Source organism: Atlanticothrix silvestris CENA357 (genome assembly GCF_016056295.1).
Lineage (GTDB): Bacteria > Cyanobacteriota > Cyanobacteriia > Cyanobacteriales > Nostocaceae > Atlanticothrix > Atlanticothrix silvestris.
Genome location: NZ_JAECZB010000009.1, coordinates 1 through 14,844 on the forward strand (window position 1 = coordinate 1; position 14,844 = coordinate 14,844).

Annotated in this window: 7 protein-coding genes, 2 tRNA genes and 2 rRNA genes; 2 read left to right on the plus strand and 9 right to left on the minus strand. The window is 45.1% G+C overall.

Annotated features, from left to right (window positions below):
- The 4 genes from I8751_RS06160 to I8751_RS06175 all read right to left on the minus strand — a co-directional run.
- Window positions 1-2,678, minus strand: a 23S ribosomal RNA gene (locus I8751_RS06160); the annotation flags it as partial.
- Between the two features lie 182 nt (window positions 2,679-2,860).
- Window positions 2,861-2,933, minus strand: a tRNA-Ala gene (locus I8751_RS06165).
- 94 nt (window positions 2,934-3,027) lie between these two features.
- Window positions 3,028-3,101: transfer RNA gene (locus tag I8751_RS06170), tRNA-Ile, on the minus strand.
- Window positions 3,102-3,228: 127 nt separating this feature from the next.
- Window positions 3,229-4,718: ribosomal RNA gene (locus I8751_RS06175) — 16S ribosomal RNA — on the minus strand.
- Between the two features lie 323 nt (window positions 4,719-5,041).
- Here I8751_RS06175 and glyQ point away from each other — a divergent pair.
- Window positions 5,042-5,905: a glycine--tRNA ligase subunit alpha gene (gene glyQ, locus I8751_RS06180; protein ID WP_214438300.1), complete on the plus strand. Its 864-nt coding sequence runs from the start codon at window positions 5,042-5,044 to the stop codon at window positions 5,903-5,905.
- A 586-nt stretch (window positions 5,906-6,491) separates the two neighbouring features.
- Window positions 6,492-8,849: a ComEC/Rec2 family competence protein gene (locus I8751_RS06185; protein ID WP_214438301.1), complete on the plus strand. Its 2,358-nt coding sequence runs from the start codon at window positions 6,492-6,494 to the stop codon at window positions 8,847-8,849.
- 134 nt (window positions 8,850-8,983) lie between these two features.
- On the opposite strand, the gene I8751_RS06190 is transcribed toward I8751_RS06185, so the two are convergent.
- The 5 genes from I8751_RS06190 to I8751_RS06210 form a co-directional block, all read right to left on the minus strand.
- Window positions 8,984-9,946, minus strand: a complete 963-nt coding sequence (locus I8751_RS06190; protein ID WP_214438302.1) for an ROK family protein — start codon at window positions 9,944-9,946, stop codon at window positions 8,984-8,986.
- A 17-nt stretch (window positions 9,947-9,963) separates the two neighbouring features.
- On the minus strand, window positions 9,964-10,743 hold the full coding sequence (locus tag I8751_RS06195) for a photosystem II S4 domain protein (protein ID WP_214438303.1): 780 nt from the start codon (window positions 10,741-10,743) through the stop codon (window positions 9,964-9,966).
- A 422-nt stretch (window positions 10,744-11,165) separates the two neighbouring features.
- Window positions 11,166-11,672 carry a hypothetical protein gene (locus I8751_RS06200; RefSeq protein WP_214438304.1) on the minus strand — a complete coding sequence of 169 codons (507 nt, stop codon included), beginning with the start codon at window positions 11,670-11,672 and terminating at the stop codon, window positions 11,166-11,168.
- Between the two features lie 154 nt (window positions 11,673-11,826).
- On the minus strand, window positions 11,827-12,204 hold the full coding sequence (locus tag I8751_RS06205) for a hypothetical protein (protein WP_214438305.1): 378 nt from the start codon (window positions 12,202-12,204) through the stop codon (window positions 11,827-11,829).
- Between the two features lie 358 nt (window positions 12,205-12,562).
- Window positions 12,563-14,806: a TolC family protein gene (locus I8751_RS06210; RefSeq protein WP_214438306.1), complete on the minus strand. Its 2,244-nt coding sequence runs from the start codon at window positions 14,804-14,806 to the stop codon at window positions 12,563-12,565.
- Between the last annotated feature and the right edge of the window lie 38 nt (window positions 14,807-14,844).

Genomic DNA, 14,844 nt, shown 5'->3' on the forward strand with positions numbered 1-14,844 from the left:
GCGGTTATCCATTCCGCACTTGGCTACCCGGCGGTGCCGCTGGCGCGACAACCGGTGCACCAGAGGTGCGTCCTTCCCGGTCCTCTCGTACTAGGGAAAGATCCTCTCAAGTCTCCAACACCCACGGCAGATAGGGACCGAACTGTCTCACGACGTTCTAAACCCAGCTCACGTACCGCTTTAATCGGCGAACAGCCGAACCCTTGGGACCTGCTCCAGCCCCGGGATGCGATGAGCCGACATCGAGGTGCCAAACCTCCCCGTCGATGTGGACTCTTGGGGGAGATCAGCCTGTTATCCCTAGAGTAACTTTTATCCGTTGAGCGACGGCCATTCCACTCTGCGCCGTCGGATCACTAAGGCCTACTTTCGTACCTGCTCGACTTGTCGGTCTTGCAGTCAAGCTCCCTTTATGCCTTTACACTCGTCGCACGGTTTCCAAGCGTGCTGAGGGAACCTTTGCGCGCCTCCGTTACCTTTTAGGAGGCGACCGCCCCAGTCAAACTGCCCACCTGAAACTGTTCCCTGACCGGCTTACGGTCATGGGTTAGAATTCTAGCTTCGCCAGAGTGGTATCTCACCGTTGGCTCCATATTCCCCACAAGGAATACTTCAATGCCTCCCACCTATCCTGCGCAAGCGAAGCCCGAACACAATTCCAGGCTACAGTAAAGCTTCATAGGGTCTTTCTGTCCAGGTGCAGGCAGTCCGTATCTTCACAGACATTCCTATTTCGCCGAGTCTCTCTCTGAGACACCATCCAGATCGTTACGCCTTTCGTGCGGGTCGGAACTTACCCGACAAGGAATTTCGCTACCTTAGGACCGTTATAGTTACGGCCGCCGTTCACCGGGGCTTCAGTCGTCAGCTTCAAGCTTTCGCCCTGACCAACTTCCTTAACCTTCCGGCACTGGGCAGGCGTCAGCCCCCATACGTCCTCTTACGAGTTTGCGGAGACCTGTGTTTTTGGTAAACAGTCGCCTGGATCTCTTCACTGCGACCCACGTCTGAGGTGGGCACCCCTTCTTCCGAAGTTACGGGGCCATTTTGCCGAGTTCCTTAGAGAGAGTTATCTCGCGCCCCTTGGTATTCTCAACCTCCCTACCTGTGTCGGTTTCGGGTACGGGTATTGTGCTTTCATCACATCAACAGCTTTTCTTGGCACTATCCTTCACCATGCGGAGTTCGTAAACTCCTCCCAAACCAATCAGGGTATGGCTATCTTTCATGCGTCCCTTTTGATGCTCCCACACAATAGTCAGGGATTGTTGACCCTGTATCCATCGACTACGCCGTTCGGCCTCGCCTTAGGACCCGACTAACCCTCCGAGGACGAACCTGGCGGAGGAACCCTTAGGGTTTCGGGGCATTGGATTCTCACCAATGTTTGCGCTACTCAAGCCGACATTCTCACTTCCGTTTCGTCCACAGCTGCTCGCCGCTACTGCTTCTACCTACGACGGAACGCTCCCCTACCGATTAATCGATAGACTAATCCCACAGCTTCGGTACATCGCTTAGCCCCGTTCATTTTCGGCGCAAGAGCGCTTGACTAGTGAGCTATTACGCACTCTTTCAAGGGTGGCTGCTTCTAGGCAAACCTCCTAGTTGTCTATGCACTCTCACCTCCTTTATCACTTAGCGATGATTTGGGGACCTTAGCTGGTGGTCTGGGCTGTTTCCCTCTTGACAATGAAGCTTATCCCCCACTGTCTCACTGGCAATGTGTGCTCTGGGTATTCAGAGTTTGTCTCGATTTGGTACCGGTCTCCCAGCCCGCACCGAAACAGTGCTTTACCCCCCAGATATAATCATTACCGCTGCGCCTCAACACATTTCGGGGAGAACCAGCTAGCTCCTGGTTCGATTGGCATTTCACCCCTAACCACAGCTCATCCGCCGATTTTTCAACATCGGTCGGTTCGGACCTCCACTTGGTGTTACCCAAGCTTCATCCTGGCCATGGTTAGATCACCAGGGTTCGGGTCTATAAAAACTGATTATCGCCCTCTTCAGACTCGGTTTCCCTTTGGCTCCGGCATTCCCGCCTTAACCTACCAGTCCCTATAAGTCGCCGGCTCATTCTTCAACAGGCACGCGGTCAGACTTTAAATAGTCCTCCCACTGCTTGTAAGCTAACGGTTTCATGTTCTATTTCACTCCCCTTCCGGGGTTCTTTTCACCTTTCCCTCGCGGTACTGGTTCACTATCGGTCACACAGTAGTATTTAGCCTTACGAGGTGGTCCTCGCTGATTCACATGGGATTCCTCGTGCCCCATGCTACTCGGGATTCAGCTACTATCCTTAAGTTTTCAACTACAGGACTTTCACCTTCTCTGGTACAGTATTTAGCTGTTTCGTTTAACCGCTAGATTCGATCTCGCTGTCCCACTACCCCAGTCAGTAAACCGACTGGTTTAGGCTTTTCCCCGTTCGCTCACCACTACTTAGGGAATCTCTGTTTTGATTTCTCTTCCTCCAGCTACTAAGATGTTTCAGTTCGCTGGGTTGGCTCTCTCCTGCCTATATATTCAGCAGGTAGTATTTAGGGTTGCCCCATTCGGAAATCTCCGGCTCAATGTCTGCTTCCAACTCCCCGGAGCATATCGTCGGTAACCACGTCCTTCATCGCCTCTGTGTGCCTAGGTATCCACCGTTAGCCCTTATTAGCTTGACCACAATACATTTGGTGTTTCACCATTGCAAACACAATCATTCAACTGAATGCCTGCGTCTGCCTGCTAATTTCGCGTTACTATGCAGTTTTCAAGGTTCTGGCTGAGATTAAACCCAGCAGTCTGACATTAATACGTCATGTTGCTGAATTCTCACTACTGTTTTTTGGCTTGACACCACAGGTGGAGGTTAGCGGACTCGAACCGCTGACATCCTGCTTGCAAAGCAGGCGCTCTACCAACTGAGCTAAACCCCCATCAATTAATTAAAAATTAAAAATTGATAATTAAAAATTAAAGAAGTTATCTGAAATTTTTAATTTTTAATTTTGCATTTTTAATTGATTCAGGTGGGCCATCCTGGACTCGAACCAGGGACCTCACCCTTATCAGGGGTGCGCTCTAACCACCTGAGCTAATAGCCCATATCGAACCAAATCATAGTTTGAAAGCACTCAACAATTGCAAATGTCTGCGACCGACCTAGGTTAGACCAACTCAATCTTTATTTACATTTTGCTTTCAAGATTTGAGGGGTGTAGGTCTCCCTAAAAAGGAGGTGATCCAGCCACACCTTCCGGTACGGCTACCTTGTTACGACTTCACCCCAGTCACCAGTCCTGCCTTAGGCATCCTCCTCTCCGAAAAGTTGGAGTAATGACTTCGGGCGTGACCAGCTTCCATGGTGTGACGGGCGGTGTGTACAAGGCCCGGGAACGAATTCACTGCAGTATGCTGACCTGCAATTACTAGCGATTCCTCCTTCACGCAGGCGAGTTGCAGCCTGCGATCTGAACTGAGCTACGGTTTATGAGATTTGCTTGCTATCGCTAGCTTGCTGCCCTTTGTCCGTAGCATTGTAGTACGTGTGTAGCCCAAGACGTAAGGGGCATGCTGACTTGACGTCATCCCCACCTTCCTCCGGTTTGTCACCGGCAGTCTCTCTAGAGTGCCCACCCGAAGTGCTGGCAACTAAAAACGAGGGTTGCGCTCGTTGCGGGACTTAACCCAACATCTCACGACACGAGCTGACGACAGCCATGCACCACCTGTGTTCGCGCTCCCGAAGGCACTTCCTCCTTTCAGAGGAATTCGCGACATGTCAAGTCTTGGTAAGGTTCTTCGCGTTGCATCGAATTAAACCACATACTCCACCGCTTGTGCGGGCCCCCGTCAATTCCTTTGAGTTTCACACTTGCGTGCGTACTCCCCAGGCGGGATACTTAACGCGTTAGCTACGGCACGGCTCGGGTCGATACAAGCCACGCCTAGTATCCATCGTTTACGGCTAGGACTACTGGGGTATCTAATCCCATTCGCTCCCCTAGCTTTCGTCCCTCAGTGTCAGTTGCGGCCTAGCAGAGCGCTTTCGCCACCGGTGTTCTTCCTGATATCTACGCATTTCACCGCTACACCAGGAATTCCCTCTACCCCGAACGCACTCTAGCCATGTAGTTTCCACTGCTCTTATGAGGTTGAGCCTCACTCTTTAACAGCAGACTTACATAGCCACCTGCGGACGCTTTACGCCCAATCATTCCGGATAACGCTTGCATCCTCCGTATTACCGCGGCTGCTGGCACGGAGTTAGCCGATGCTTATTCCTCAGGTACCGTCATTGTGTTCTTCCCTGAGAAAAGAGGTTTACAACCCAAGAGCCTTCCTCCCTCACGCGGTATTGCTCCGTCAGGCTTTCGCCCATTGCGGAAAATTCCCCACTGCTGCCTCCCGTAGGAGTCTGGGCCGTGTCTCAGTCCCAGTGTGGCTGATCATCCTCTCAGACCAGCTACTGATCGTCGCCTAGGTAGGCTTTTACCCCACCTACTAGCTAATCAGACGCGAGCTCATCTTCAGGCGGCAAGCCTTTTACCTTGCGGCACATCCGGTATTAGCCACCGTTTCCAGTGGTTGTCCCCGACCTGAAGCCAGATTCTCACGCGTTACTCACCCGTCCGCCACTAGCTCCGAAGAGCCCGTTCGACTTGCATGTGTTAAGCATACCGCCAGCGTTCATCCTGAGCCAGGATCAAACTCTCCGTTTTGATGAATCGTTTGTTTAGCTCTTAAATATGAAAGACTGATTCTTTTTACACTCCAGTCAAGTGCTTTATTTTCTTGACGCTGACCACTTGCTGTATAATGGCTTTCAAACTATAATATTTTCAAGGTTCGGCGTCCCTCCCGGCGCCGCTCTGTCGCGCTCGCCTCTTGGGCACTTATCTAATATATCGACCGCTCCTAACTTTGTCAACTCCCTTTTTCTGAAAAAGTTGGAATTTGTTTTTGATTCCTCTGTAACTCCCCACAGTGCTAGGTTGTAGTCAACAATGGTTTATGCACTTTGCTGTTTAAGGGAGGGTAGAGCGTGAATTTTCAGTCGGTTATTACTTCATTGCATCAATTTTGGGGAAGCCGAGGTTGCCTGATTGCTCAACCATACGACATTGAGAAGGGAGCGGGTACTAAAAACCCCCATACATTTTTAAGGGCATTGGGGCCGGAGCCGTGGTCTGTTGCTTATGTTGAGCCATGTCGTCGTCCTACTGATGGACGCTATGGTGAGAATCCCAATCGTTTTCAACACTATTATCAATATCAAGTTCTGATTAAGCCGTCGCCAGATAATATTCAAGAGATTTATCTTGATTCCTTGAGAGCTTTAGGCATTCGTCCTGAAGATCACGATGTCCGGTTTGTAGAGGATAACTGGGAAGATGCAACTGTGGGAGCTTGGGGCACTGGTTGGGAAGTATGGTTAGATGGGATGGAAATTACTCAGTTTACCTATTTCCAGCAGTGTGGGGGAATCGATTGCCGTCCCGTGTCGATTGAGATTACTTATGGGTTAGAGCGATTGGTGATGTATCTCCAGCAAGTGGAAGCTATTACAAAGATTCATTGGACGGACAATATTACTTATGGTGATGTCTTTCTGCAAAGTGAGATTGAACAGTGTACTTACAATTTTGAAGCGTCAAATCCGGAATTGCTACTTACTCTGTTTAATTTATATGAGCAGGAAGCTGCTCAATTGACAGAGCGAGGGTTGGTTGTACCTAGCTTGGATTACGTGATGAAGTGTTCGCACACCTTCAATTTATTGGATGCTAGAGGTGTGATTTCGGTGACTGAGAGAACTCGTTACATTGCCAGAATTCGTCATTTGGCAAGGAAGATAGCTCAATTATATGTTGAACAAAGGGAAAAGTTGGGTTTTCCTTTGCTTTAGGGGGCAGCAGTTTGAGTAGAGTTGGCAATGCACAACAATAAGACAGAAAATAAAGAAGATTAAAATTCCCTATCTTCCTTATTTTCTACTTTTGAAGCTTGAATAGATAAGGACTTTGAACAGCTACAAATCGGTACGTCTTTGTACACATACCTTAAGATGAATCCCAGGTATGTGTATAAAGACTGGTTATTCACGTTGCACTCTAGGGGCTGCATTACAGCCAGTTCGATATGAAACAGAAGTCATAAGTATGATTTCTACAGAAATTGCTGATTATTTTGCAGAAAAGCTTGATTTCCTCAAAAGCTTGCAAAAATAAATGTTTGACTAATTACTTTTAGTTAAGCTGATAGCCTGCCAATGCAGGCTTTGTTTGTATAAACCCAATGAACTATACTTCACCAAAAAGCATAAAATTTTCCTTTATTGCTTCTCCAGCTATTTTCAAATCGACTGTAAATTCTATTCGCTGAAGCATAAACATAATTTTGTTGCTCGTAGTCAGTTTCTTTAGCAATCAGGACAAAAATTTTAAGGGCTAAAGCCCTTACTACAAACAAGTGGGTTTATTTACCAGTTACTTATGATTCAGACGAGTGGTTTATTTATTTGTCTTGGTTACATTCTAGGGTTGTTGTTTACAGCAGTTCCTGGAGGTGGTTTGTGGATCTTAGTTTTAGGAATATTGGGAGCAATTCTTTTTAGAAGAGGCAATAATTCACGGCAAATTTTCCAGAAATCAGAAAAAGCTGGTGGTAAAACCAAGTCAGCACCCAATATCTGGCAAAATTTTCCCCATCCCCGTGTATGGCTGGCTGCTGGTTTAATAGGGTTGTTGGCAACTGCATATTTTCAATGGCGAGTACCCCAACCAAGTACAGAAGACATTAGTAAATTCATTCCGCAAGGAAATAATAATCAAGAACAACTGGTGATTGTTCGCGGAGAATTGGTAAGCAATCCCCGCTTAACTCGCAGTCAACGAGGGCAATTTTGGTTAGAAGCTACTCAGTTAGATGAGGTCAAAAATGATAAAGGCCCTGCAAGTGTCCCAAAAGGGGTGACGGGAAAGTTGTATGTGACAGTACCTATACTTCAAGCGACTGGGTTATATTCTGGGCAGGAAATTGCTGTGACTGGGGTTTTGTACCAACCGAAGGCGGCTTCTAACCCTGGTGCTTTCGATTTTCGGAAGTTTCTCAAGCAAGAAGGGTCATTTGCTGGTCTGATTGGACGGCAAATAAATGTTATGGATACGAGTGAGAAACGGCAATGGGGATTATGGCAAGTCCGGGAGCGGATTGTGCGATCGCAGGTTCGTTGGCTGGGTATTCCTGAAGGGCCGCTTGTCAGTGCGATGGTTTTAGGCAGCAAAGCAGTTGATTTACCTTATGATATCCGCGACTTGTTTGTACGAGCTGGATTAGCTCATGCTTTAGCGGCTTCGGGGTTTCAAACTTCTTTGATTTTGGGTGTGATTTTACAGTTAACAAAGCGTGCCAAAAAAGGAACACAATTTACTCTAGGCTTTTTGGCTTTAATCATTTTCCTGAGTTTAACTGGTTTCCAACCTGCTGTACTAAGAGCCGTAATTATGGGTTTTGCAGCCTTAGTTGGTCTGTTATTAAAGAGAAAGGTAAAGCAGTTAGGATCATTGCTATTGGCAGCAACACTTTTATTAATTTTTAACCCTTTATGGATTTGGGATTTAGGTTTTCAACTGAGTTTTTTAGCAACATTGGGGTTAATTGTCACAGTACCAGCAATAACTGAACGTTTGAATTGGTTGCCACCTGCGATCGCTTCTTTGATTGCTGTTCCCCTTGCTGCCACGATTTGGACTTTACCTTTACAACTTTTGGTCTTTGGGGTAGTACCATCCTACAGTCTGCTATTGAATATTATTAGCACACCATTAATTTCGATTATTAGTATAGGTGGAATTATCAGTGCCTTAGCAGCATTAATTTGGCCTGAAGCTGGAAGTGCTATGGCTGGAGTGCTGCACTATCCCACTGATTGGCTGATTAAGTTAGTAGAAATTTTTAGCAAATTGCCAGGAAATTCTGTTGCTGTGGGAAGTATATCCACTTGGCAATTATTAACGATTTATGCACTGATTATGTTGGTTTGGTTGGTGCATTGGTGGCAAAAACGCTGGTGGTTTGCCAGTTTAATTGCTTTTGGTTTAGTACTAGTTCCAGCTTGGCACTCTACCAGTACATTATTTCGGATAACGGTAATGGAAGCTAGTACAGAACCAGTTGTAGTTATTCAAGACAAAGGAATTGTAACCTTGATTAATAGCGGTGATGAGGGTACAGGACGCTTTACAATTTTACCCTTTTTGCAACAGCAGGGCGTTAATCAAATAGATTGGGCGATCGCTAGTGATTTTCAAGGCAACAATAGTAATGCTTGGTTAGAAATACTACAAGGTTTGTCTATTAAAAATTTCTATGTATATTCTCCCAAGCCAGGAAATACAATTACTAGTCAAGCAATTCAGCAAGAAGTACAAAAATATCAGGGAACCTATCAACCTTTAACACCTGGACAAGCGGTGAATACTGGTTCGATAGTGGCACAATTAATTAACGATCAATTGCCTATTTTACAATTACAAGTCCAAGGGCAGAACTGGTTACTAGTGGGTAATGTCAAGCCTAAAGAAGTAGAGACGTTATTCAAAATGGGGGGTTTGCCGCGTCCACAAGTACTTTGGTGTAGCTCTGCGTCTTTAAAAGATTTAATTTTTTTACTACAACCACAAGTGGCGATCGCTTCTTCTAGCAACCTTGACTCTAAAGCTTTATCTGAACTGAGCAAAAGCCGGACAAAAATATTTTTTACAGGAAGGGATGGGGCTATTCAATGGACACCCAACAATCAATTTGAAGCTTTTATTCAGACTACAGAAAACAAATCTTCTGTGTTATGAATAAATACGGTTCATTAGATAATTGGTCTTATCAGACGCGAGAAATTCAGATAAATTCAGACGCGATTTATCGCATCTCTACATGAGGCTTTTTGGCTTAACTGAACGGTGTTGTCAATTCCTATAATTACGAATTACAAAACTGATTCTGCCAAAGCCACAGCACCCCACAGCGGCGCATCATCACCTAACATCGCTGGAATAATTTCAAAATTAACTTCAGGTAACGCTGTCTCTCGCGCTGTTTTTTGCACGACACTCCACCAATTTTTCCCGGCTTTAGTTACACTACCACCTAAAACGAATTGCTGTGGATTAATCAAATTTGCAACATTGCCAATACCCACACCTAAAGCCCAAGCACTTTTATATAAAATATTCAGCGCTAACTCATCTCTTTGGCTGGCTGCTTCACTCACCACTTTTCCTGTAATCAAATCCAAGTTATTATTTACCAAGCTTCTCAGTATTTGTCCTTGGTTTGCTTCAATTTTATCTGATTCGTTCAATAAAAATTCTCTAGCATCCTTGGCCATGTAGGGACCAGAAGCCAAGCGTTCTACACATCCTCGCTTACCACACAAACATACTGGGCCGCAAGGATCTACAACCGTATGCCCAATTTCACCAGCCATGCCTGCTGCACCTCGCCAAGGCTTGCCATTCAATATCCAACCGCCACCGACACCTGTGCTGATGGTAATGTAAAACAAGCTATCATGTCCCTGACCAGCACCAAAACGATATTCGCCCAAAGCGGCAATATTCGCATCATTATCTACAACAGTAGGAATACTAAACTCTTGTTCTAATAAGTCTTTGAGGGGGATATTTTCCCAGCCAGCGACATGATGAGACAAGCGTACTTTCCCAGTGATGGCATCTACAGGCCCTCCAAAACTGACACCAATTGCAGAGGGAGTTACTCCTTGTATTAAAGAATGAATGAGCGATCGCATAATTTTTAGGTCAGTGTTAGCATCTGCATTCACTGGTGAAAAATGACGTTCATAACGCAACCACTCCCTAGAATCAAGATTTGCGATCGCTGCTGCCAATTTAGTTCCACCAAAATCCAGCGCTAAGATTAATGTCATAGTCTTGTACTAAAATTTCACACATACCTTGTTAATTGAACTCGGTAACGTTCCTTTTTAGTAACGGCGATTTCTCCAACTTCTAAACGCCCTTTGCCACGAATAGCGATTAAGTCACTTGATTTAACTTGAGAACTAGCTTGAGTAACTTCTTTCCAGTTAACACGCACATCACCGCTATCGATTAAATCAACCATTTTGCTGCGGGACATACCAAAACCAGCAGATGCGATCGCATCTAATCTTAAAGAAGCCTCTACAGTAGTTAATTCTTTTTTCTTGGGTTCTCGGACTTTCAACTCATTGAGATCAATCGACTGAGTTTTCACAGGAACCGATCGCACCTGTGTCAGACTCATTGTCAAAAAATCTGCCAATTCTGGTGCAACAATTGCTTGCGCTCCTCTTTCCCCTAGAACAATAATATCCCCTGTTTTTTCGCGGACAATTCCTGTTCCCAACATTGCGCCTAAAAAGTCGCGGTGAGTGGCGGTATCAAACAGAAAATTTCCGGCAATTTCTAAAGCAACAAGGGTAACTTGAGATTGATCTAAGGGTATTTCAGAACGAGCGATCGCTATTCTTTGACGTTCTGCTTGTGGATAACCACCCCATGCCACTAATTCTACTTCTGTTAATCGACTAAACGCCCGTTGAATTTCTGCCAGTTCTGGCGGAGACAAAAAATCTGTTAAAACTACTTCCCACGTTTTGATGGCTTGGTCTGCCTTATCAATGACACGAGCTACACTATCTCGATTTTCAACACCCTTTAAAAGTTCTTCTCGTGGTAACATTCTTAAAATTTATTTATAAATTCTGAAAAATTGATCAGCTAAAGCTATCTTAATTTTATAGTAAGGAACAGGAAATATGGAACAGGGTTGAAAGTCTCTTGATGTCGAAGTTTTATGACTAGTTTAGCTCTTAAGCTAAGTGGCAACTGCTATAATTTCAGTTCCCACTTCAAAAGGTTTTCACCTGTAGCAATTTCTTAGATTTCCAGTTTTTTGATAATTTGAATTGAGGCCAAATGAGCTAAAGATCATCTGGTAACATCTGAGCATACATTTAGTAAGAAATTTAATACCAAAGATGGATACCAATCTTTAGGAACTCTTGTCCTCAAAAGCTTCTCTATTTCTATTTGCTGCACCTTGAGCCACGTCCAAAGAATAGGGAAGTAACTCAAGGCGATTTGCAAAAAATAATTCATTTGCTACACGCTAGTTGTATCAGCATAGCCCTGGATATTTTCTGGTTCAAACTGGCGCAAGATCCGAGTTGCTTGCCGAGAGAGAGTTTCAGAACCCTGAACCACAACAATGTATTTTCCTGCATCCAAGCGGTTGCGGTAAGGTAAAGCATCTCCACCACCCACGACTAGACCAACTCCACCCCCAACAAATACACTACCCATTGCACCACTAGCAGCACCCAAAAGTCCGCCAATGAAATGATTGCCAATTTGACCCGCCCAAGCAAAGGTGTCTAAACCAGTAATGACGCTGAATGTAAAACCTGCAAAAAATCCGAATGGGACTAGCCAAAATGCCATTAACTGTGCTTGCTTTTTGGCCTGCTCTTTGGGATCAATCAAGCCAAACTCGTCAGCGGTCTTATATCCCCTACCCAAGATGGTACTGTTGATACCTTCTTTTTCTAAGGCTAAATAAGCAGCTTCGGCTTGAATGCGGTCTGGTAGTACGGTAACAAGGTAATTCATTATTTAACGATAGATGCTAATAGAAGTTTTGCCTTAATTAACAGCGTATCAGTGCTGCCTGAAAATAGGGCATAAGGTACATTATCAAGAAAATTTTTTATTAACAAAATAAAGCCCCGTAGCGCTGGCTCCTCAGTATTGAGTACTTTGAATCTTACTTTAACGAATCTAATGGCTCACAAAAATTGTTTACACCTTGCTTGAGGACGTATATCAATACTGGTGTTGCTAAAATTTTAGGAAACGTCGGCATTGTTTTGAGGTGTTTCATCATTCCCGCAAGTGAACTATTGAGCAAGTCATCTCGATATTCTTGCTCACAAATGACGGCACGCCATTTTCTAGCTAAAGCGTCTAACCACTCTGAATTTGTTCTTTCTGGTTCTTGTCCCGCCCGAATGGCTAGTGTCATTGCTGCATCTTCTAAATCTCCGTCGCAGTCCTCAATCAAGTCCAGTGCTTCCATAGCTACGGGATCATCTGTTAATTGAGAGCGAAACAGCGCAATTTCTCTTGATGTAACTTGAGTCATGAGTTTTTTACAAGCCAAGCAGTCTAACACTCAGCTTATTGAGTGCGTGATATTTATGATTTCAAAATCTCTACACCCCTGAGTTTCTGTGTCAGTGGTAATTATAACTTGATTTAGGTGGAGTCATGCGATCGCATACGGTGGGGCGTAGCCCATCGCACCATAGTAAAAATATGCCTGAAATTCAACGTTCCAGGCTCACAACCCAAATCTCCTTCAGTGAACTGATAGCCATAAATAGTGTCTAGCCCTCTAAAAAGGACTTATTGCTATCAGCCAGGGAATTAATTCCCTGGCGGTTCTTGGGGCTGGTGCAAGAGCTGTGGACAGTCATTTTAGTATAAGTACTAATGACTAACTAAGGTAACACCCTGGAGGTGACAGATCTTTGTAACTGAGCCAAAGCACGGTTGTACTCCAAAATTGCCTGGATTCGGTTGCCTTCAGATCTTGTTAGGTCATTTTCAGAGTTAATCACATCTGTTTGCGTACCTACACCAGCTTGGAATCGCAAACGCGCCAAACGTAAAGCTTCTCTAGCTTGTTCTAAAGCAGCATTAGCAGTTTGAACATTCTCCAAATTTGCTTGTTGGGTAGAAAAAGCTTGTTCTACCTGAAAACGAATTTGGTTACGTTGCTCAGCAAATTGAGTTTCGGCGATTGCAGCATTAGCGTTTGCTTGAGCTGCTCTGGCTCTTGCTGCTCCTCCATCGTACAAATTCATGGTTGCCCTGACTCCCACGGAATAACCGTCAGTGACGCTGATACTGTCATCAAATTGATCTAGCAGGTTGTAGCTGGCAACTAAACTCACTTGAGGCCCTAGCGATGAAAGTGCTTCTCTTCGCTGTTGCTCATTAATATTGCGTTGTGCCAACTGCTGTTGCAGTTCTGGACGATTTTGATAAGCCAGGATAATGCTTTCTTCTAATGTTGGGTTCCAAAGGCCGGCTAACTGTACAGGGTCTGCCGTACTGATACTTGCCGATTGTGCCAAACTTAGTCGAGTTGCTAGCTGACGGCGAGCAATCTGCTGCTGGGAGCGAGCATTAGTTAACTCTTGTTGAGAATTAGCTAAATTAACTTGCGATCGCAGCACATCGAACCTAGTACCCACTCCAGCCCTCTCTAAAGCCTGGGCATCTCGCAAACTAGCTTGGGCATTCTCTACAGATGACTGGGCAATCCGTACTTGTTCATCCCTTTGTTGCAGATTGTAGTAATCAGTGGTGACATTGAGGCGGATTTCCTCAGATTGGTTCTCTACAGCCAACTCATTGAACCGTACCTGTTCTTCAGCCTGTTTGATGTTAGCTTGCCGTCTCCCAGAAGTATAGAGATCGTAGCTCAGTTGTGCTTGACCACTGAAGCCTGTACTGGCTTCGTCTCCTGGTTGTGGGCTTCCTGTTTCCCGTTCTAGTTGTTCTTGCCGTAACTGAGCGTCAGCACCTTGGCTGCGAGTAATATCAGCACTAACGCCAAGAGTAGGCAGCAAAGCAGCTTGCGCTTCTCGTAGAGCTGCCCGGCTACGTTCTAGCTCCAACAATGATACTTGTAAATCCCGGCTGTTACGCCGTGCTAGTTCCAAAGCCTGTATCAAAGTAATAGGCTGATTTGCCTGAAGTCTCACTTCCTCTGGTTTGGTAGGAAACTGTAAAGGATTGGCATTGGGGTTAAGGTTCTCAGGAATTGGTACACCACTAGCAGGCGCGGGAATCACTGTTCCTGGCTGATTAGGGATTAGCTCAGAACCAGCAGGCGCGGGAGTCACTGTTCCTGGCTGATTAGGGATTAGCTCCGAACCAGCAGGCGCGGGAGTCACTGTTCCTGGCTGATTTGGAATTAGCTCAGAATCAGCAGGCGCAGAAGTTGGGTCAGGAATATTGCTTTGAGCTACTATTTTCCCAACCTGGCTGGCATGTTGGCAGGTTTTTGGGGATAAAAGCAAAGAATTCAAGCTCGCTTTTTCCTGAAAACAACTTTCTACCTCCAACAACTTTGCCGCCCCTACACCTCTGATCGCAGTTTGTAAAACGGTTGGCAACTGAGTTTCAAGATTTTTTTTGGGTACTACTGGCTGCCGTAAAGAAGACAAAGAAAAAGTTGCCTTTTTGGCAGAATTAGTTTCGGATGTAAAAATAGGAACGATTATTGTCTTTGATTGTTGCTGAGAAGTACCTAAATTACTTTGTTTTTTATTGCTTGTAAAATTACTCTGCTTTGACTGTTGAGAAGGATTGAGGGTAGATGTCAAACTGAAAAATCTACCTTTATCTTTCTGAGATATTTGCTCTACGGGTACACCAGTATTTCTTGTCAAGATTACTGGGTTACTGTTACTACTTAAAGATTCAAAATTGGGCTTAGTTAAACCATCATCTGGTACTAAGTCAGGAAAATTATTGCCCGTAGTATTGGGTAGTTGGGTATGAATAATATTGTCAGCAACTAATGTTCGGCTATCGACAGAAGTCAATACATTAGGAGAAGACGCTAACTGTATACCACCTACCTTCATTTCCCCGGCCAAAGTCGGCTGGGTTGTTAATACTGCTGCTGTTACGCTAGGCAAGAAGCTATGGAATATTTGTTGTCCTTTCACCGCATCCCCTCACACGAAAATCAATCTAGCGGCAGAAA